The sequence below is a fragment of the Sphingomonas phyllosphaerae genome (assembly GCF_029623345.1).
Classification (GTDB): domain Bacteria; phylum Pseudomonadota; class Alphaproteobacteria; order Sphingomonadales; family Sphingomonadaceae; genus Sphingomonas; species Sphingomonas phyllosphaerae_C.
The window spans coordinates 108,398-126,983 of sequence record NZ_JAPYKH010000005.1; the positions used below are offsets into that span (position 1 = coordinate 108,398).

An 18,586-nucleotide genomic window follows, 5' to 3' on the forward strand; every position below is an offset into this window, starting at 1 on the left:
ATTTGTCTCTCCTCAGTCCAGACCGGGTTTGAGCACGATCTTGGTGACCTCGTTCTGCTGGTCGTGGAACATTTTGTAGCCCTTCGGGCCCTCGCTCAGCGGCATCCGGTGCGAGATCAGGAACTCGGTGTCGATCTTGTCCTCGAGGATCGCCTGAAGCAGCGCGGGCATGTAATGCTGGACGTGGGTCTGGCCGGTCTTGAGCGTCAGCCCCTTCTCCATGAAGGCGCCGAGCGGCCATTTGTCGACGAACCCGCCATACACCGCCGGCATCGAGACGCGGCCGCCCTTGCGGCAGGCGATGATCGCCTGGCGGTTGGCATGCGCGCGATCGGTGCCGAGGAAGGTCGACGCCTTGATCTGGTCAAGCACGTTGTCGACGTAGAAGCCGTGCGCCTCGAGACCGACCGAGTCGATCACCGCATCGGGGCCGATCCCGCCGGTCATCACCATCAGCGCCTCGTAGACCGCGGTCTCCTCGAAGTTGATCGTCTCCGCGCCGAACCGCTTGGCGAGCGCAAGCCGATTGGGGAAATGATCGATCGCGATCACGCGCTCGGCGCCCATGAGGAAGGCCGATTGCACGGCGAACAGGCCGACCGGGCCGCAGCCCCACACCGCGACGGTGTCACCCGGCTCGATGTCGGCGTTCTCCGCGGCCATCCAGCCGGTGGGCAGGATGTCCGAGAGGAACAGCACCTTATCGTCCTCGATCCCGTCGGGGATGACGATCGGGCCAACGTCGCTGAACGGCACGCGGACATATTCGGCCTGGCCACCGGCATAGCCGCCGGTCATGTGGCTGTAGCCGAACAGGCCGGCCATCGGCTGGCCGTACAGTTCCTGCGCGATGTCCTGGTTATCTGCGGGGAGGCCGTTGTCGCAGGCGGAATATTGGTGCTTCGAGCAATGGTAGCAGCTGCCACATGAGATAGTGAAGGGCACGACCACGCGCTGCCCCTTCTTGAGGGTCGACTTGGGCCCGATCTCGACCACCTCTCCCATGAACTCGTGGCCGAGCACGTCGCCCGACTGCATCGTGGGGATATAGCCGTCGTAGAGGTGCAGGTCCGAGCCGCAGATCGCGGTAGAGGTCACCTTGATCACGCAGTCGCGCGGGTTGACGATCCCGGGATCGTCGACCGTGTCGACGCGGACGTCGTGCTTGCCATGCCAGGCGATCGCCTTCACAGCCCCATCTCCTCATATTGCTGGCGGTTCATCGCGGGGGTGGCGATCTCGCCGGTCTCGAGCAGCTGCTTGAGCCGGCGCAGGTCGCGGCGTGCCTGGATCGCGGGTTCGCGCTGAAACATCTTGGCGATGAGCTTGCCGATCACGCCGCCGGGCGGATCATACAGGATCGTCGCCACCACGACGGTGCCGCGCGCACCCGCATCGTGAAACTCGACGCGGCCGGAATTGGGCACTTCCGCGCCCTCTTCGCTGGTCCAGGCGAGCAGGCGGTGCTCTACCTCCTCGGTTATCCGCGCATCCCACTCGACCGTCCCGCCGGCGGGAGCCTTGACCACCCAGTGCGAGCGGCGCTGGTCCAGCACGTCGATCCGCTCGACATTCTCCATAAACCCGGGGAGGTTCGCAAAATCGCGGAAGTGCGCATACACCTCCGCGACGGGTCGGTTGATCGTCACCGCGCGCGCGGTGATCTGCGTTCCCGTCGCCTCCGGGACCGATCCCTTGGCGCGCTGTATCGCGTCGCGCTGCTTGGAGGTGGCGAGGGGGGCGTCGTCGTTCTGCTGGTGAAGCAGCTGGTCTGCCATCGAACGGGCTCCTTAATGCCTGCTGCTCCACCAAGCGCGCGCTGTCGTGATCCGTTCCTCGCGATTCCAGCTGGTTAACCTGGCTCAATGACCTTGGCTCAAGGGTTGCCCTTGCCGCCGTGCGCGCCCACCGCGGTACCGGTGGAGAAGCTGGTGCCGTCCTCGGCGAGTGCGACGTACAGCGGAGCCAGCTCGGCCGATTGGCCGGCGCGGCCGAGCGGTGTGTTTTGGCCGAACTCGCCCATCTTGCCCGGCAGCTGGCCGCCCGCGACCTGGAGCGGGGTCCAGATCGGTCCGGGCGCCACCATGTTGACGCGAATGCCCTTCTTCGCGAGCTGCTTGGCCAGCCCCTTGGTGAAGATCAGGATCGCGCCCTTGGTGGAGGCATAATCGAGCAGCTCGGGTTCGGGATCATAGCTGTTGACCGAGCCCGTGTTGATGATCACCGAACCCGGCGGCATCGACGGAATCGCCGCCTTGGCGATGCGAAACATCGCGAAGATGTTGGTCTCGAACGTCCGGACCATCTGCTCGTCGCTGATCTCGGAGATATCCTCCTTGCTCTGCTGGTAGGCGGCGTTGTTGACGAGCAGGTCGAGTCCGCCGAGCCCCCGCACCGCATCCGCCACTAGCTTGGTGCAGGCGCGCTCGGTCCGGATATCCGCCGGCAGCAGCACCGCCTTGCGCCCGGCCTGCTCGATCAGCGCCTTTACCTCCTGCGCGTCGGGCTCCTCGGTGGGATAGTAATTGATCGCAACGTCCGCGCCCTCGCGCGCGAAGGCGATCGCGGCAGCGCGTCCCATGCCGCTGTCGCCGCCAGTGACGAGCGCGCGTCGCCCGGCTAGCTTGCCCGAGCCGCGATAGCTGGTCTCGCCGCTATCAGGGCGCGGGTTCATCTTCGACTGGAGCGCCGGCCAGGGCTGGCGCTGCTCGCGGAAGGGCTGGTTGGTGTATTTGGTGCGCGGGTCGCTGAGCTTGGCGGGACCGGACGGCTGCGCGCCGCTGCCCTGCGCCGCCGCGGTGGTGGCGGTGAAGGCGAGGCCGGCGGCGGCACCGCCCAAGATGGTGCGGCGCGTCGTGCCCTGATCGTCCATGTCGCTGATCTCCAGAGAGTATTCCCGTCGAACGGGTGAGCGGCTTGGAGGTTCAGGGGGCAGGGCGACGACGCGCGAATGTTGCGCATGTTGCGTCGCTGGCGCGTTTGAACATGGGGCGATTTGCGGCAGGGGGACGTCGATCATGTCAGGAGCGGCCGCCAGGATAGCTCGATCCCCGCCAAGTAGCGGAGTGTGAGATCCTCTCGGCGCGCGGGAGGATCTGGCGCGCGGCCGAGCTTAGCTCGCCCTCCTCACGGCCCGTTCGCTGCCAGCTCCGCAAGCCATGCCTTGGCCGTGCCGTCCGAGGGCGCGCGCCAGTCGCCGCGTGGGGACAAAGCGCCGCCGGCCGACACCTTCGGCCCGTTGGGGATCGCCGAGCGCTTGAACTGGCTCGTCTGGAAGAAGCGGACGAGGAAGCGCTCGAGCCACAGCCGCACCGTGTCGAGTTCATAAGCGGTGCGCGCGGTCTCGGGGTAGCCGATCGGCCAGCGTCCCTGCTCGGCGTCGCGCCACGCGTGCCAGGCCAAGAAGGCGATCTTCGACGGCGCGAGCCCGTGGCGGATCACGTAATGCGCGAAGAAGTCGTTCAGCGCGTAAGGCCCGATCTTGCTCTCGGTGCTCTGCAGCTCGTCGCCCGGTACCAGCTCGGGCGAGATCTCCTGCGACAGGACGGCGTCGAGCACCGCGTTGGTCGGCGCGTCATACTGCCCGGTCGCGATCGCCCAGCGGATCAGGAACTGGATCAGCGTCTTGGGCACCCCGGCGTTGACCGCATAATGGCTCATCTGGTCACCGACGCCATAGGTGCACCAGCCCAGCGCCAGCTCGCTGAGGTCGCCGGTGCCGACCACCAGCCCGTCGCGCTGGTTGGCGATGCGGAACAGATAATCGGTGCGCAGCCCCGCCTGGACGTTCTCGAAGGTGACGTCATACACTGGTTCGCCGCGCCCGAAGGGATGGTCCATGTCCGCGAGCATCCGCGTCGCGGCGGGGCGGATGTCGATCTCCTCGGCGGTGATGCCGAGCGCGTCCATCAGCTTCCAGGCGTTGCTCTTGGTGCCCTCGCTGGTGGCGAAGCCGGGAAGGGTGATGCCGATGATGTCCGCGCGTGACCGTCCGAGCCGGTCGAGCGCCTTAGCCGCGACGATCAGCGCGTGCGTGCTGTCGAGCCCGCCCGACACGCCGATTACCAGCCGCCGGGCGTTCGCCGCGACCAGCCGCTTGGCGATGCCCTCGACCTGGATGTTGAAGGCCTCGTAGCAATCCTCGTCGAGCTTGGCGGGATCGTTGGGCACGAACGGGAAGCGGCGCAGCTCGCGCTCCAGCCCGACGTCGGTGAAATCGGGCCGGTGCGCGAAGCCGATGCGGCGGAAGCGTGTCTCGGGATGGCCGAGCAGCGCGGCGCTGTCGTTGAACGTGCCGTTGCGCAGCCGCTCTAGCGCGAGCCGCTCGAGATCGACGTCGGCGATCACCAGCTCGGCCTCGTGCGCGAACCGGGTCGATTGTGCCAGCAGCTCGCCGAGCTCGTGGACCGTGCCCTGGCCGTCCCAGGCGAGGTCGGTGGTGCTCTCGCCCGGTCCCGCGGCGGAATAGACATAGGCGCACATCGCGCGCGCCGACTGCGACGCCGACAGCATCATCCGCTCGCGCGACTTGCCGATCACCACGTTCGAGGCGGAAAGATTGGCGCACACCAGCGCGCCGGCGAGCGCGCCGAGCGTCGAGGGCGGGGTGGGGGACCAGTAATCCTCGCAGATCTCGGCGTGCACGACGAAGCGCGGCAGATCCTCCGCGGCGAAGATCAGGTCAGTGCCGAACGGCACCTCCTCGTCGCCGACGCGGATCGTCAGCCCGGCCAGCCCGGCGCCGCTCGCGAACCAGCGCTTCTCGTAATATTCCCGGTAGTTGGGAAGGAAGGTCTTGGGCACCACGCCGAGCAGGCGCCCGCGCGCGATCGCCAGCGCGCAATTGTACAGCCGGCCCTCGCGCTCGAGCGCGGCGCCGACCAGCAGCACGGGGCGCAGCTCGACCGAGGCCGCCACCACGCGTGCGATCGCGTCGCGCGTGGCGCGCTGTGACGCCGCCTGGAGGTGGAGGTCGTCGATCGCGTAGCTGCTGAGGTTGAGCTCGGGAAAGACGACGAGATCGACCGCGTCCGCGTGCGCGCGCCGCGCCAGCGCGATCGTCTGCTCCGCGTTGAAGGCGGAGTCGCCGACGCTGGCGGGCGGGGTGGCCGCGGCGACACGCAGCAGGCCGTGGTGATGGATCGAGCGGAAGGGCGGGTTCATGCCACTGGCCTAGCCGCCCGCGCGTCGCCTCACCACCCGGTGCATCTTAACTTCTCTCAGTCGCCGCACCGCGCTAGGCTGGTGGACGCGATGAACCCAGCGCTAACCTCGGCGAGCGACCCGACTTTACTGTTCGCGCATGGCGGCGAGATGGGCCAGCGGATCCTCGCGCACGACTGGTCGGGTTCGCCGCTCGGCCCGATCGCCGGCTGGCCCGGCGAGTTGCGCAACGCGTTGGCGCTGGCCCTGCCTGCGCGGGTCGAGATCGTGATGTTCTGGGGCCCTGACTATGTCGCGCTCTACAATGACGCGTACGCGCCGACGATCGGTGCCAAGCACCCGCACGCGCTGGGACAACCCGGCCGGGTGGCGTGGAGCGAGCTGTGGGACGATCTCGAGCCGCTGCTCGCGCACGTGCGCACCACCGGCGAAACCTTCGCGGCCAAGGACCGCCCGTTCTACATCGAGCGCGCCGGGCTGGGCGAGACGGTCTTTTTCGACGTGAGCTACTCGCCGGTGCCGCTGACCGACGGCAGCGTCGGCGGGGTGCTGTGCATCGTCTCCGAGACCACCGCGCGGGTGCGCGCCGCGCGCGCGATGGCGGAGGACCGCGAGCGGCTGCGCGAGATGTTCGACCAGGCGCCCGGCTTCATCGCGGTGCTGCGCCAGCCCGGCCATGTCGTCGAGCTGGCCAACGCGTCCTACCGCCGGCTGGTGGGCGGGCGCGATGTGGTCGGCCGCGCGCTCGCCGAGGCGGTGCCCGAGGTGGCGCAACAGGGGTTGCTCGAGAAATTGGACTCGGTGGTGGCGACGGGTGTGCCCTACCGCGGCAGCGACGTGGCGCTGCTGCTGCCGCGCAACGGCGGCGCGGCGGAGGAACGGCGGCTCGACTTCATCCTCCAGCCGATCACCGATACGAGCGGTGCCGTAACCGCTGTGTTCGTCGAGGGGATCGACGTCACCGGGCGTCATCGCGCCGAGCGCGCCCTTGCGCTGAGCCGCGACTCGCTCGAACTCGCCACCGAGGCGGGCGAGATCGGCACCTGGAACTATGACCTCGCGAGCGACCGTTTCACCTGCTCGCCGCGGACTTGGGGCATGTTCGGGATCAGCCCCGGCCCGCCGCAGGCGCTCGCCGAGTTTGGCGAGATGCTCCATCCCGAAGATCGGGCCCGCGCGCGCGCGGCTTTCCTCGCCGCGATCGATCCGGCGCGACGCGAGCGCTACGACATCGAGTATCGCACGCGCCCGGCCGCGAACGGCTCGTTCCGCTGGCTTGCGGTGCGCGGACGCGGGCTGTTCGAGGGGGAGCGCTGCGTGCGCGCGATCGGCACCGTGATCGACGTGACCGCGCGCAAGCGCGAGGCCGACGCGCTGCGCGAGAGTGAGGCGCGCTTCCGCATGCTCGCCGACAGCCTGCCCGCTCTGGTGTGGCTGACCGACGCCGAGCTGAACCTCACCTTCGCCAGCGAGGGCTTTCGCGCGATCCTCGGTGTCGCGCCCGACGAGGTCGTCGCCGGCGGGTGGCTCTCGCTGCTGCCGAGCGAGCTGCGCGCCGCGGCGGCGCGGCGGCTGGTCGAGCGCCAGCGCGCGCGCGACCCGCTGAGCGGCGACTATCGCCTGCTCACCCGCGCGGGCGGCGAGCGCTGGGTCCATGCCGAGGCGCGCCCGCGCTTCCTCGGCGGCACCTTCCTCGGCTATGTCGGCTGCGCGATCGACGTCACCGAGGCACATCTCGCCGGCGAGCGGCTCGAGGCACGGGTGGAGGAGCGCACCGTCGAGCTCACTCGCCAGATCGCCGAGCGCGAGAAGGTGGAGGAGACGCTCCACCAGCTCCAGCGGCTCGAGGCGATCGGCCAGCTCACCTCGGGCGTGGCGCACGACTTCAACAACCTGCTCACCGTGGTGCTCGGCAACGTCGAGATGGTGTCGCGCGCTGCCGCGCGTGGGCCGCTGACGCCGCGCGCGCTCGAGCAGCTTGATCACATCCGCGTGGCCGCCGAGCGCGGCGCGACGCTGACCGCGCAACTGCTCGCTTTCTCGCGCCGCCAGCGACTCGAGGCCAAGGTGGTCGACCTCAACGCCGCGGTGACCGGGCTGGTGCCGCTGCTTGAGAGCACGCTGGGGCGCTCGATCGCGATCGAGGCGGCGGTGTGCGACCAGCCCTGGCCCGCGATGGTCGACCCGACCCAGCTCGAGCTGATCCTGCTCAACCTCGCGATCAACGCGCGCGACGCCATGCCGGGGGGTGGCACGCTGCGGGTGAGTACCGCCAACGTCACGCTCGGCGCGCCGGTGCGGCCGGAGGAGCCGTCCGCGGGCGATTACGTCCGGGTCGCGGTGAGCGACACCGGGACTGGCATGACGCCCGACGTGCTGGCACGCGCGTTCGAGCCCTTCTTCACTACCAAGGAGGTGGGCAAGGGCTCGGGGCTGGGGCTGGCGCAGGTGTTCGGCTTCGCCAAGCAATCGGGCGGCGGGGTGCGGATCGACACGCGGCCGGGCGAGGGCACGCGCGTCTCGGTCTACCTGCCGCGCGCCGCCGTGGCACCGAGCGAGGCGCCGGTAGGCGAGCCGCGCGACGGTGGCGGCTCGGTGGCAGGACGGCGCGTGCTGGTGCTCGACGACGAGGATCGCGTGCGCGAGATCACCGCCGACGCGCTGCGCGACGCCGGCTGCGGCGTGGTCGAGGCGGCGGACGGCGCCGCCGCGCTCGAAGCGCTCGACGCCGATCCCGCGATTGAGGCGGTGGTGGCGGACGTCGCGATGCCGCTGATGACGGGGGTGGAGTTCGCGCGCCGCGCGCGCCAGCGCCGACCGACGCTGCCGGTGCTGTTCGTCACCGGCTATGCCGACGCCGAGGAACTCGCCGACGTGCCCGCGCCGCAGGTGATCCGCAAACCGCACACGCGCGCCCAGCTTGTCGAGCGCCTCGCCGCGCTGCTCGCGCCCGCGGAGCTGTCCCAAGGCTGACTGACCGGTTCAGCGATCATTCTATCATCCCGCGCTAGGCCGTGCGCATGATGGGGCCGGCTGGTGCGCCGGCGAGTGAGAGTACGGGTCATGATCAAGGCGTTGGTAGTGGGACTGCTGGTGAGCGCCGGAGTGGTGCCGGCTGCGTCGGCGCAGCAGGGCACGTTGCGCGACGCGATGCGCGCGCGCATGCAGGCGCGGGTCGAGGCGCGCGGTGACGCGCCGCGCGGGCCTGGGCCGCAGGCGCAGGCGCCCCGCGCCGAGTGGAATCGGCCCGACCGACCCGAGCACGTCGACACTGGCGGCTTGGCGCGCCGCGAGCAAGGCGGCAGCGGCCGTGGCGGCGACCGTGCGGGCTGGGGCGCGCCGCCCGCGCCGGCGCCAATGCCGCGTCCCGACGCGCGCCCCGGTGGCTGGGGCAATGGCGCCGTTCCCGCCGAGGTCCGCGGCGACGTCGACCGCTCACGTGCCGAGTGGCGCAGCGGGCGCGACCGGTCGCCCGGATGGGACCGGCGCGACGACGCGCGTACGCGCGCCGACGGCGATTGGCGCAGCGCGCGCCGCGACGGCGGCTGGGAGCAGCGCGGTCGAGACGACAGCGCCCGGCAGCGGCGCGATCGCGGCAACTACGCCTGGGGCAATGGCTACAACCGCGGCTATAACGGAGGCTGGGGCGGCCGTGACGACCGCGCGCGCTGGGACCGCGACTGGCGCCGCGACCAGCGTTTCGACTGGAGCGGCTACCGCAGCAGCAATCGCTCCGCCTATCGCCTGCCGCGCTATTACGCGCCCTATGGCTGGGGCGGCGGCTATACCCGCTTCGGCATCGGCGTGCGGATCGCGCCGACCTTGTTCGCACGCAGCTATTGGATCGACGATCCCTCTGCGTATCGCCTGCCCGACGCCTATGGGGCATACCGCTGGGTGCGCTATTACGACGACGCGCTGCTGGTCGACCTCGACAGCGGCCAGGTGGTGGACGTGATCTACGACATCTTCTGGTGAGCCGGACGCGGCGCGCAGCGGGTTGCGCGCCGCGTCGAGCCGCGCGATGGACCCGCCATGGCCCTGACGACCCTTCCCCCGGGCGGCCCCTCCGCCGCGCGCGCCGCCATCGGCGCGGCGGTGGCGGCGAAGCTCGACGCCGATCCCAGGATGCAGCGTCTGCCGAGCGAGCAGGTCGCGGCATGGCGCTGCCTCGACTTCCTCGACCGGGCATGGTGTGACTGGCTCATCCAGGTCATCGATTCGAACCGCCGCCCGTCGTCGCTGCTAAGCGACCGCGGCGACCCGAACAACCGCACCAGCGAGAGCTGCGACATGGATCGTTTCGCCGACGGCATCCGACAGGTCGACGAGTCGATCGCCGCGTTGCTCGGCATCGCGCCCGAGTTCGGCGAGACGATGCAGGGACAGCGTTATGCGCCCGGCCAGCTGTTCCGCACGCACCACGACTATTTCCACGAGGGCGAGAGCTACTGGCCGCGGATGCGTGAGAATGGCGGGCAGCGCACCTTCACCGCGATGATCTACCTCAACGAGGTGGAGGAGGGTGGCGCGACCTGGTTCCCGCAGGGTGGACTGCGTGTGTCGCCGCGGCGCGGGATGTTGCTCGCCTGGGACAATATGAACCCGGACGGCAGCCCCAACACTGCCACGCTGCACGAGGGCATGGCGGTGGTGGAGGGCACCAAATATGTCGTCACCAAGTGGTTTCGCGAGGAGCCCTGGGGACGGGCCGCGCGCGCAGCGGCGGAAGCTGCCGCGGCCGCCGCGGCAGCGTCGACGGGCACGCCCGCCTCTGCTAAGCGGTGACATGCTCCAGGCCAGCCCCGGTTTCTCGCTCAGCACCCGTCCGCGCGCGATCGCGCGCTGGCTCTACTGCGTCGCCGCGCTGATCGTCGCGATGGTGGTCGTCGGGGGTGTCACCCGGCTGACCGAGTCGGGGCTGTCGATCACCGAGTGGAAACCGATCTCGGGCGCGATCCCGCCGCTCACCACCGCGCAGTGGCAGGCCGAGTTCGCCAATTATCAGCGCATTCCCGAATATCAGCAGCTCAACCGCGGCATGACGCTGGACGGCTTCAAGGCGATCTTCTTCTGGGAATATGCGCACCGGCTGCTGGGGCGCGTGATCGGGCTTGCCTTTGCGCTGCCCCTGATCTGGTTCGCGGTGAAGCGCCAGGTGCCGCGCGGCTATGGCTGGCGGCTCGGCGCGCTGCTCGCGCTCGGCGGGCTGCAGGGCGCGATCGGCTGGTGGATGGTCGCATCGGGGCTGTCGGTGCGCACCGACGTCAGCCATGTGCGGCTCGCGGTACATCTCGGCACCGCTTTGTTCATCCTCGCGGGGATCGTATGGACCGCGCGCGACCTCGTCGCGCTCGCCGACAACCCGCTGGCGCGCCCGGCGCCGCTGCGCGCGCTGCCCGCGCTGGCGCTCGCCCTGCTGGCGGTGCAGATCGTGTTCGGCGCGTTCACCGCGGGGCTCGACGCCGGCTACGCCTTTGCGAGCTGGCCGCTGATGGGCGACGCGCTGTTCCCCGCGGGTGCGCCGATGGTCACGCCAGCGTGGCGCAACGCGGTCGACAATCCGATCGTGGTGCAGTTCATCCATCGATGGTTCGCCTTCGTCGCGGCGGCGGGACTGCTGCTGCTGGCGCATCGCGCACGGCAGTCGCGCGCGCACCGCGCTGCGGCGGCGGTGGCGCTGCTGGTGGCGACGCAGATCGCGCTCGGCATCGCCACGCTGCTCAGCGGCGTGGACCTGCCGATCGCGGTGGCGCATCAAGCCAATGCCGCACTGCTGCTGATCAGCGCGGTAATGGCGGCCCATGCCGTGAGCCGCAATCGCGCCTAATCGGGTACGGGTATCGATATACCCGTCGACAAAGGCCCGGAAACCTTGACTTCGCGAGGCTGTGGCGGCAATGGCCGTCCATCGACGCGCAGGCCCGGCGGGGCGGCGCGTCTTTTCTATTCGAACGCGAACAGAGGTCACAGGCACCATGAAGGCGCTGATGAAGACCACCAAGGCGGCCAAGCCGCACGAGGTGGAGAAGAAGTGGCACATCGTCGATGCCGAGGGCCTGGTGGTCGGTCGTGCCGCGGTGGTGATCGCCAACGTGCTGCGCGGCAAGCACAAGACCAGCTTCACCCCGCACGTGGACTGCGGTGACAATGTCATCGTGATCAACGCCGACAAGGTGCGCTTCACCGGCAACAAGCTGGGCGACAAGGTCTATTACAAGCACACCGGCTACGCCGGCGGCATCAAGGGCGTCACCGCGGCCAAGGTGCTCGAGGGGCGCTTTCCCGAGCGCGTGCTCGAGAAGGCCGTCGAGCGGATGATCCCGCGCGGCCCGCTGGGCCGCCAGCAGATGCGCAACCTGCGCATCTACAAGGGCACCGAGCACCCGCACGAGGCGCAGAGCCCCGCGGTGCTCGACATCGCCGGCATGAACCGCAAGAACAAGGTGGGCGCATAATGTCCGACAACCGCCAGTCCCTTTCCGACCTCGGCGCCGCGCTCCAGGAGCAGCGCGAGACCCAGCAGGACGGCGCCGACGCGTCGGCCGAGGCCTATCTCGCCGGCAGCATCGAGCCGCCGGTCCAGCGCGCCCCGCTGCGCGCGCAGGAGATCGACAAGCAGGGCCGTGCCTATGCGACCGGTCGCCGCAAGGACGCGGTCGCGCGCGTGTGGCTCAAGCCGGGCTCGGGCAAGATCACGATCAACGGTCGTGACCAGGAGATCTATTTCGCGCGGCCGACGCTGCGTCTCGTCATCAACCAGGTGTTCGGGATCACCGAGCGCGAGGGTCAGTATGACGTGGTCTGCACCGTCAAGGGTGGCGGGCTCTCGGGCCAGGCCGGCGCGGTGAAGCATGGCATCAGCCAGGCGATCACCAAGTACGAGCCGGTGCTGCGCGCGCCGGTGAAGGCGGCGGGCTTCCTCACCCGCGACAGCCGCGTCGTCGAGCGCAAGAAGTACGGCCGCGCCAAGGCGCGTCGCAGCTTCCAGTTCTCGAAGCGCTAAGCGGGGGCGTGGGTTGGTGCTCCTGCGCATGCAGGGGCGCAACGCCACAAGCACCAGCCTTCGTTGCCCTGGGTTCCTGCGGTCGCAGGAACACGGAGCGACAAAGACAATCCAGGCAGGGCGGTCCGGCGACGGGCCGCCCTTTCCGCATCTGGCGGATGTCACTTCGGTAACAGCGGCGTGACAGCGCGCGTCACCGATCCGTCGTCAAGCTGACACGCAACAAGTGGAGAGAGGTCGGACATCACCGTCGCCCGATTTCGGGTTCAACGAAGGTAACGCGCTGACATGACAGCAGTGATGACGACGGCCGGGGTCGCCCAGGCCTATGATCGCTGGGCTCCGATCTACGACCTCGTGTTCGGGCCCGTCTTCCGCCAGGGCCGCGCCAGCGCGATCCGCGCCGCGGACCGGATCGGCGGCCGCATCCTCGAAGTGGGGGTCGGCACCGGCATCTCGCTGCCGGGCTATGCGCGCACCAGCCGGGTGACCGGCATCGATATCTCCGAGGATATGCTCGACAAGGCCCGCGCGCGCGTCCGGCGGCAGAACCTCCACAACGTCGACGCGATCCGCGTCGGTGATGCCGAGGCGCTCGACTTCGCCGACGAAAGCTTCGACGTCGTCGTCGCGCAATATGTCGTCAGCGCCGTGGCTAACCCGAACCGCGCGCTCGATGAATTCGCGCGGGTCTGCCGGTCGGGCGGCGAGATCATCATCACCACGCGGGTCGGTGCCGAGAAGGGCATGCGCGGGACGATCGAGAAGACGCTGATGCCGGTGACCAGCCGGCTCGGCTTCCGCACCGACTTCCCGTTCGCGCTCTACGAGGATTGGATCGCGGGACGCGACGATGTCACGCTGACCGAACGCCGCGCGATCCCGCCGCTCGGCCATTTCTCGCTGGTGCGCATCGCCAAGCTCGACCGGGAGGAGCAGTGATGCCGACGATCCGCAAGCTCCGCTTCGAGGACGAGCAGGGCAATCCCGGCTTCCGCGCGCAGCTCAAGGAGCAGCGCTGGGACGACCATCGCTTCTACCACCACAATCTGGTCAACCAGAGCCTGCACTTCGTCAGCGCCTGCACCTTCCTGGTGGCCTATGCTTTGCTGTTCGTTGACGCCGCGCTCGCGAGCCTGCTCGCCTGGGGTGTGGCGATGACGAGCCGCCAAGCCGGGCATTTCTTCTTCGAGCCCAAGGACTATGACCACGAGAACGGGGTCAGCCACGAATATAAGGAAGAGGTCAAGGTCGGCTACAATCTCACGCGCAAATATGTGCTGATGGGGTTGTGGCTGGCGATCCCGGCGGTCCTCGTGGTCGAGCCGACGTTGTTCGGGCTGCTCGAGCGTCCCGAGGGGCTGCTCGACTGCCTCCGCCATGTCGGCTTCGGCTGGCTGTGCTTCGGCGTGGCGGCGATCTTTTTCCGCGTGACTCAGTTGTGGATCGAGCGCGACTTGGAGACGGGGATCGTCTGGGCGACCAAGATCGTCACCGATCCGTTCAGCGACTTCCGCCTCTATCGCACCGCGCCTGCGCGGCTGCTCAAGGGCGAGCGTAGCGAGGATCATCACGCGGCGGCGTGAGGCCGCGATCGTGCCGACTGTCTCCGCTTCAGCGCTGTTTCCCGGCGCACGTCGGGGGCCAATCGGGAGACGCCGGTGAGACCCACCATGTCCTTCCCAGCTGGGCCCCGGCTTTCGCCAGGGAACGACGACCGGAGGGGCTGAGTCTCATCGCCCCAGCCGCACCCGCAGCGACTCGCGCAGCGCCATCCGGCGTAGCTGCTTGTCGCTGACCGCAGGGCCGCTCCACCAGCCGTCCGCGTGCATCACGCGCGCGGCGGTGACGAAGCGGCGGACGATCTCGTCGAACAGCGCCTCGCCCATGTCGAGGCTGAAGATCAGCCGCCCGGTCCCAACCCAGCTCAGCGCCAGCCCTTCGGCGCGGAGGTAATATTGCAGCATCCAATTGTAGCGCGACGGCCGCGTGTAGAGCACGGTCCAGATCGTCGACAGGTTGGCGACCGCGACCGGCAGGTCCTCAGCGGCGAGCGCGGCATTGAGCTGCGTGGCGCGCGCGTCCCACTTGGCATCGAGCCCGTCGTACAACGCCTGCATCGGGCGTGTCTCGAGCCGGCGCAGGAACGAGTCCATCGCCGCCATGACATAGGGATGCGCGTTGAAGGTGCCGCGCGCAAAGCAGATGTCGACGGGGCGGTCGTCGCGCCAGCGCTTCATCAGCGCGGCGCGTCCGGTCAGCACACCGACCGGCAGCCCGCCGCCCAGCGTCTTGCCCCAGGTGATCAGGTCGGGCGCGACCCCGACGCGGCGCAGCAGGCTGCCCGGCGCGAGCCGGAAGCCGACGAACACCTCGTCCGCGATCAGTACGATGTCGTTGGCGCGGCAGGTCTCAGCGAGGCGGTGGAGCCAGCGCGCATAGCCGTCGAGGTCGGTGCCGGCGCGGCGCGCGCTGTCGACCAGCTGGCTGTCCGACGGCGCGCCCGCGTTGGGATGGAGCGCCTGGAGCGGGTTGACCAGCACGCAGGCGATGTCCTTCCGGGAGGCGAGCACGCGCAGCGTCTCCTCGCTCATCTCGGCCAGCGTCAGCGTGTGGTCGGCGGGCACGGGGTTGCCGATGCCGGGCTGCACGTCACCCCACCAGCCGTGATAGGCGCCGGCGAAGCGCACCAGCCGGCGCTTGCCGGTGTGATAGCGCGCCAGCCGCACCGCCTGCATCACCGCCTCGGTGCCCGACATATGGAACGATACTTCGTCGTGCCCCGACAGCGCCCGCAGCCGGCGGACGTTGTCGGCCACGACCGGGGGGTAGGCGCCGAGCAGCGCTCCGAGCGGCTCGGCGGTGGCGACCGCCTCGCGCAGCGTCTCCTTGTAGAAATCGTTGCCGAACAGGTTGACGCCGTAGGAACCGGTGCAATCGATCAGCCGGTTGCCGTCGAGGTCGATCAGCCAGGCTCCCTCTGTCCGCGCGACGAAGGCGCCGACCGGCAGCTTGGCGCGTACCACCTCGGCGAAGGGGAAGGGGACGCGGTAGCGGCCGGTGAATTGCAGGTCGGAGAGGCCCGCGCGCGTCTCGGCGGTGAGCGCGAGCGTCTGCGGGAAGCGTGCGGCGTAAAGTTCGCTCAGCCGGCGGAAGCCGTCGCGCCGTCGCGCCGCGACCGCGTCGGCACAGCCGTCGGTGCGGAAGAAGCGTTCCTCCGGGTGGCTATAATAGGGAATCTGTCCTGCCACCCGCTTGGCTATGCGGACGTGCCCGCCAAGCGATGGGTGCTTGGCACGCGACAGCCGCAGCCGCTCGCGCCCCTTGCTGACCGCGAACAAGGTGGTGGCGACCGCGCCGGCCACCGCGACGAACGTCTTCTTCTCCATGCCTCCCCACAGACCCTCACGATGACGCAGGTGTGACAATGCGCTCGGCTTTCCTCCGCCTGCTGCTGCAGGAGGACCTCAACTTCCTGCTGACCAACCGCATCCCGCGGCGCTGGGCGACCAAACTGGTCGGCCGCATCGCCGCGATCGAGCATCCGCTGGTGGCGCGACCCGCGCTGGCGGCATGGCGCTTCTTCTCGGATGTCGATCTCTCCGATGCCGCCAGCACCGAGTTCCGCTCGCTGCGCGACGGCTTTATCCGCCGCCTGCGCTCCGGTGCGCGCGCCTATGACCGTGATCCGGCGACGCTGGCGAGCCCGTGCGACGCGATCCTCGGCGCGCACGGCCGGATCGAAGGGGACCGCGTCTATCAGGTCAAGGGCTTCCCCTACCGGCTGGGCGAGCTGGTGCCCGATCCTGCGCTGGTGGAGCGCTTTCGGGATGGCTGGTACGTGACGCTACGGCTCACCGCAGCGATGTATCACCGCTTCCACGCTCCCGCCGACTTGACGGTGGAGGGCGTGACCTATCTCTCGGGCGACTGCTGGAACGTCAACCCGATCGCGCTGCGGCGGATCGAGCAGCTGTTCTGCCGCAACGAGCGCGCGGTGATCCAGGCAAGCGCCGGCGGGCGGCCGCTGCTGCTGGTGCCGGTCGCGGCGATCCTGGTGGCGAGCATCCGGCTCGGCTTCCTCGACGTCGAGACCGTGCTGCGCGAGCAGGGCAGCGCACGCGTGGCCTGCGACGCGCGCATCGGGAAGGGAGAGGAGATGGGCTGGTTCGAGCACGGCTCGACCATCCTGCTGTTCCTGCCGCCCGCGGCGCGGCTGCGCGACGGGCTGCGGCTCGGCGACACGATCCGCGCGGGGCAGGTGCTGGCGGATTGGTGAGGCGGGGGGCGGGTTGCCGCTTTAGCTTTTCCTGCTGGCGCCATCCTGAGCTCGTCTCAGGATCCACGGTGCCGCGTACCCAACGCCAAGGAGTGCGCGGATCGGTGGATCCTGAATTAAGTTCAGGATGACGGAAAATAGTGAGAGGGAGGAGGGTAGCCCGCCCCCTCTCTCACCCGACCCGATCCGCCACCAGCGCGTCCACCACCGACGGGTCCGCCAGCGTTGAGGTGTCGCCCAGCGCGCCAAGGTCATTCTCCGCGATCTTGCGCAGGATCCGGCGCATGATCTTGCCCGACCGCGTCTTGGGCAACCCGGGTGCGAACTGGAGCGCGTCCGGCGTGGCGATCGGTCCGATCTCCTCGCGCACCCATTGCCGCAGCGCCGCGCGCAGCTCGTCGGACGGCTCCTCGCCGGCGTTGAGCGTGACAAAGGCGTAGATGCCCTGGCCCTTCACCTCGTGCGGCATGCCCACCACCGCCGCCTCGGCGACGCTGGCATGCGCCACGAGAGCGCTCTCCACCTCGGCGGTGCCCATGCGATGGCCGCTGACGTTGATCACGTCATCGACCCGGCCGGTGATCCAGTAATAGTCGTCCGCGTCGCGGCGGCAGCCGTCGCCGGTGAAATACTTTCCCGGGTAGGTGGTGAAATAAGTCTGGAAGAAGCGCTCGTGGTCGTTCCACACGGTCCGCATCTGCCCCGGCCAGCTGTCGATCAGGCAGAGGTTGCCCGCGGTCGTGCCCTCCAGCACCTTGCCCTCGGCGTCGACGATCTGCGGCTGGACGCCGGGCAGCGGCCTGGTCGCCGAACCGGGCTTGAGATCGGTGGCGTAGGGCAGCGGCGAGATCAGGATGCCGCCGGTCTCGGTCTGCCACCACGTGTCCACCACGGGGCAGCGCGAATCGCCGACGACGCGATGGTACCAGTTCCACGCCTCGGGGTTGATCGGCTCGCCGACGCTGCCGAGCAGGCGCAGCGAGGCGCGGCTGTGGCGGGTCACCCACTGGTCGCCCTCGCGCATCAGCGCGCGGATCGCGGTGGGCGCGGTGTAGAGGATATTGACGCCGAGCCGGTCGACCGTCTCCCACAGCCGGCCATGGTCGGGGTAATTGGGCACGCCGTCGAACATCACCGTGGTAGCGCCATTGGCGAGCGGGCCGTAGACGACATAGCTGTGGCCGGTGACCCAGCCGATATCGGCGGTGCACCAGAATATCTCGCCGTCGCGATAGTCGAAGACCTCCTTGAAGGTCTTGGCGACCCAGACGAGATAGCCGCCGGTAGTGTGGAGCACGCCCTTGGGCTTGCCGGTCGAGCCCGAGGTATAGAGGATGAAGAGCGGGTCCTCGGCGCCCATCGGCTCGGGCGCGCAATCGTCATCCACGCCCTCCAGCGCGTCGTGGAGCCAGACGTCGCGACCTGCGGTCATCGCCACGCCGCCGCCGGTGCGGCGGATCACCAGTACGTGCTCGACGCCAGGGCAGTGCGCCACCGCCTTGTCGACGTTCGCTTTCAGCGGAATGCGCTTGCCGCCGCGGCAGCCCTCGTCGGCGGTGATGACGATCCGGGAGTCGCAGTCCTGAATGCGGTTGGCGAGGCTGTCGGGCGAGAAGCCGCCGAACACGATCGAGTGGATCGCGCCGATCCGCGTGCAGGCCAGCATCGCCGCGGCCGCCTCGGCAATCATCGGCAGGTAGAGCGTCACGCGGTCGCCGCGACGCACGCCGAGCGACTTGAGCACGTTGGCGAAGCGGCACATGTCGCGGTGCAACTCGCGATAGGTCAGCGTGCGGGTCTCGCCGGGCTCGTCGCCCTCCCACACGATCGCGACCTGATCGCCGCGGGTGGCGAGGTGGCGGTCGACGCAATTGACCGAGACGTTGAGCTCGCCGTCAGCGTACCAGCGGATGCGGAAGTCGGCCTCGTCGAACGACGTGTCCTTTACCTGGGTGAAGGGTGTGATCCAGTCGACCCGCTGCGCCTCGTCGCGCCAATAGCCTTCGGGATCGGCGACCGAGCGGCGATAGGCCTCCTCATAGCCGGCGCGGTCGATGCTGTCGGGCAGGCCCGCCGGCGCGGGGTGACACGTCTCGCTCATCGCTCGTACTCTCTCCTCGATCCTTGTCGTCGCCGCG

Annotated in this window: 15 protein-coding genes; 9 read left to right on the plus strand and 6 right to left on the minus strand. The window is 69.3% G+C overall.

The window, feature by feature from the left end:
• Positions 1–12 precede the first annotated feature (12 nt).
• The 4 genes from QBJ89_RS06940 to QBJ89_RS06955 form a co-directional block, all read right to left on the minus strand.
• Positions 13–1,191, minus strand: a complete 1,179-nt coding sequence (locus QBJ89_RS06940; protein WP_277979798.1) for a zinc-dependent alcohol dehydrogenase — start codon at positions 1,189–1,191, stop codon at positions 13–15.
• A complete protein-coding gene (locus QBJ89_RS06945; RefSeq protein ID WP_277979799.1) occupies positions 1,188–1,778 on the minus strand; it encodes an SRPBCC family protein in 591 nt (196 codons plus the stop codon). The genes QBJ89_RS06940 and QBJ89_RS06945 overlap by 4 nt, the downstream gene beginning before the upstream one ends.
• A gap of 98 nt (positions 1,779–1,876) precedes the next feature.
• Positions 1,877–2,872 (minus strand): SDR family oxidoreductase, encoded by a 996-nt coding sequence (locus tag QBJ89_RS06950; RefSeq protein ID WP_277979800.1) that lies wholly within the window; start codon positions 2,870–2,872, stop codon positions 1,877–1,879.
• Positions 2,873–3,126: 254 nt separating this feature from the next.
• Positions 3,127–5,163, minus strand: a complete 2,037-nt coding sequence (locus QBJ89_RS06955) for an NAD(+) synthase (protein ID WP_277979801.1) — start codon at positions 5,161–5,163, stop codon at positions 3,127–3,129.
• A 90-nt stretch (positions 5,164–5,253) separates the two neighbouring features.
• Between QBJ89_RS06955 and QBJ89_RS06960 the strand changes: the two genes are divergently transcribed.
• From QBJ89_RS06960 to QBJ89_RS06995, 8 genes are all read left to right on the plus strand, one after another.
• Positions 5,254–8,136 carry a PAS domain-containing hybrid sensor histidine kinase/response regulator gene (locus QBJ89_RS06960; protein WP_277979802.1) on the plus strand — a complete coding sequence of 961 codons (2,883 nt, stop codon included), beginning with the start codon at positions 5,254–5,256 and terminating at the stop codon, positions 8,134–8,136.
• A 90-nt stretch (positions 8,137–8,226) separates the two neighbouring features.
• Positions 8,227–9,141 (plus strand): RcnB family protein, encoded by a 915-nt coding sequence (locus QBJ89_RS06965; protein ID WP_277979803.1) that lies wholly within the window; start codon positions 8,227–8,229, stop codon positions 9,139–9,141.
• A gap of 57 nt (positions 9,142–9,198) precedes the next feature.
• Positions 9,199–9,951, plus strand: a complete 753-nt coding sequence (locus tag QBJ89_RS06970) for a prolyl hydroxylase family protein (protein ID WP_277979804.1) — start codon at positions 9,199–9,201, stop codon at positions 9,949–9,951.
• Position 9,952: 1 nt separating this feature from the next.
• The gene (locus tag QBJ89_RS06975) at positions 9,953–10,993 is read left to right on the plus strand and encodes a COX15/CtaA family protein (protein WP_277979805.1); all 1,041 of its coding nucleotides are present in this window, start codon (positions 9,953–9,955) and stop codon (positions 10,991–10,993) included.
• A 148-nt stretch (positions 10,994–11,141) separates the two neighbouring features.
• Positions 11,142–11,621 carry a 50S ribosomal protein L13 gene (gene rplM, locus QBJ89_RS06980; protein WP_277979806.1) on the plus strand — a complete coding sequence of 160 codons (480 nt, stop codon included), beginning with the start codon at positions 11,142–11,144 and terminating at the stop codon, positions 11,619–11,621.
• Positions 11,621–12,169 (plus strand): 30S ribosomal protein S9, encoded by a 549-nt coding sequence (rpsI, locus tag QBJ89_RS06985; RefSeq protein ID WP_277979807.1) that lies wholly within the window; start codon positions 11,621–11,623, stop codon positions 12,167–12,169. Before rplM ends, rpsI begins: the two co-directional genes overlap by 1 nt.
• A 300-nt stretch (positions 12,170–12,469) precedes the next feature.
• Positions 12,470–13,111 carry a class I SAM-dependent methyltransferase gene (locus QBJ89_RS06990; protein ID WP_277979808.1) on the plus strand — a complete coding sequence of 214 codons (642 nt, stop codon included), beginning with the start codon at positions 12,470–12,472 and terminating at the stop codon, positions 13,109–13,111.
• Positions 13,111–13,755: an Mpo1-like protein gene (locus tag QBJ89_RS06995; RefSeq protein WP_277979809.1), complete on the plus strand. Its 645-nt coding sequence runs from the start codon at positions 13,111–13,113 to the stop codon at positions 13,753–13,755. Before QBJ89_RS06990 ends, QBJ89_RS06995 begins: the two co-directional genes overlap by 1 nt.
• A gap of 147 nt (positions 13,756–13,902) precedes the next feature.
• Here QBJ89_RS06995 and QBJ89_RS07000 read toward each other — a convergent pair whose 3' ends face one another.
• Positions 13,903–15,558, minus strand: a complete 1,656-nt coding sequence (locus QBJ89_RS07000; protein WP_277979810.1) for an aminotransferase class III-fold pyridoxal phosphate-dependent enzyme — start codon at positions 15,556–15,558, stop codon at positions 13,903–13,905.
• Between the two features lie 38 nt (positions 15,559–15,596).
• Here QBJ89_RS07000 and asd point away from each other — a divergent pair, with 38 nt between their 5' ends.
• Positions 15,597–16,448, plus strand: coding sequence for an archaetidylserine decarboxylase (asd, locus tag QBJ89_RS07005; RefSeq protein ID WP_277979811.1), 852 nt, complete (start codon positions 15,597–15,599; stop codon positions 16,446–16,448).
• A 172-nt stretch (positions 16,449–16,620) separates the two neighbouring features.
• Here the strand turns inward: asd and acs are convergent, their stop codons facing one another.
• Positions 16,621–18,549: an acetate--CoA ligase gene (gene acs, locus QBJ89_RS07010; RefSeq protein WP_277979812.1), complete on the minus strand. Its 1,929-nt coding sequence runs from the start codon at positions 18,547–18,549 to the stop codon at positions 16,621–16,623.
• Positions 18,550–18,586 lie beyond the last annotated feature (37 nt).

Coding starts and splice junctions, on each gene's coding strand:
- QBJ89_RS06975 (WP_277979805.1), top strand. CDS start 9,953: ATGCTCCAGGCCAGCCCCGGTTTCTCGCTCAGCACCCGTCCGCGCGCG.
- QBJ89_RS06955 (WP_277979801.1), bottom strand. CDS start 5,163: ATGAACCCGCCCTTCCGCTCGATCCATCACCACGGCCTGCTGCGTGTC.
- QBJ89_RS06970 (WP_277979804.1), top strand. CDS start 9,199: ATGGCCCTGACGACCCTTCCCCCGGGCGGCCCCTCCGCCGCGCGCGCC.
- asd (WP_277979811.1), top strand. CDS start 15,597: ATGCGCTCGGCTTTCCTCCGCCTGCTGCTGCAGGAGGACCTCAACTTC.
- rpsI (WP_277979807.1), top strand. CDS start 11,621: ATGTCCGACAACCGCCAGTCCCTTTCCGACCTCGGCGCCGCGCTCCAG.
- QBJ89_RS06950 (WP_277979800.1), bottom strand. CDS start 2,872: ATGGACGATCAGGGCACGACGCGCCGCACCATCTTGGGCGGTGCCGCC.
- rplM (WP_277979806.1), top strand. CDS start 11,142: ATGAAGGCGCTGATGAAGACCACCAAGGCGGCCAAGCCGCACGAGGTG.
- QBJ89_RS06965 (WP_277979803.1), top strand. CDS start 8,227: ATGATCAAGGCGTTGGTAGTGGGACTGCTGGTGAGCGCCGGAGTGGTG.
- QBJ89_RS06960 (WP_277979802.1), top strand. CDS start 5,254: ATGAACCCAGCGCTAACCTCGGCGAGCGACCCGACTTTACTGTTCGCG.
- QBJ89_RS06990 (WP_277979808.1), top strand. CDS start 12,470: ATGACGACGGCCGGGGTCGCCCAGGCCTATGATCGCTGGGCTCCGATC.
- QBJ89_RS06995 (WP_277979809.1), top strand. CDS start 13,111: ATGCCGACGATCCGCAAGCTCCGCTTCGAGGACGAGCAGGGCAATCCC.
- acs (WP_277979812.1), bottom strand. CDS start 18,549: ATGAGCGAGACGTGTCACCCCGCGCCGGCGGGCCTGCCCGACAGCATC.
- QBJ89_RS07000 (WP_277979810.1), bottom strand. CDS start 15,558: ATGGAGAAGAAGACGTTCGTCGCGGTGGCCGGCGCGGTCGCCACCACC.
- QBJ89_RS06945 (WP_277979799.1), bottom strand. CDS start 1,778: ATGGCAGACCAGCTGCTTCACCAGCAGAACGACGACGCCCCCCTCGCC.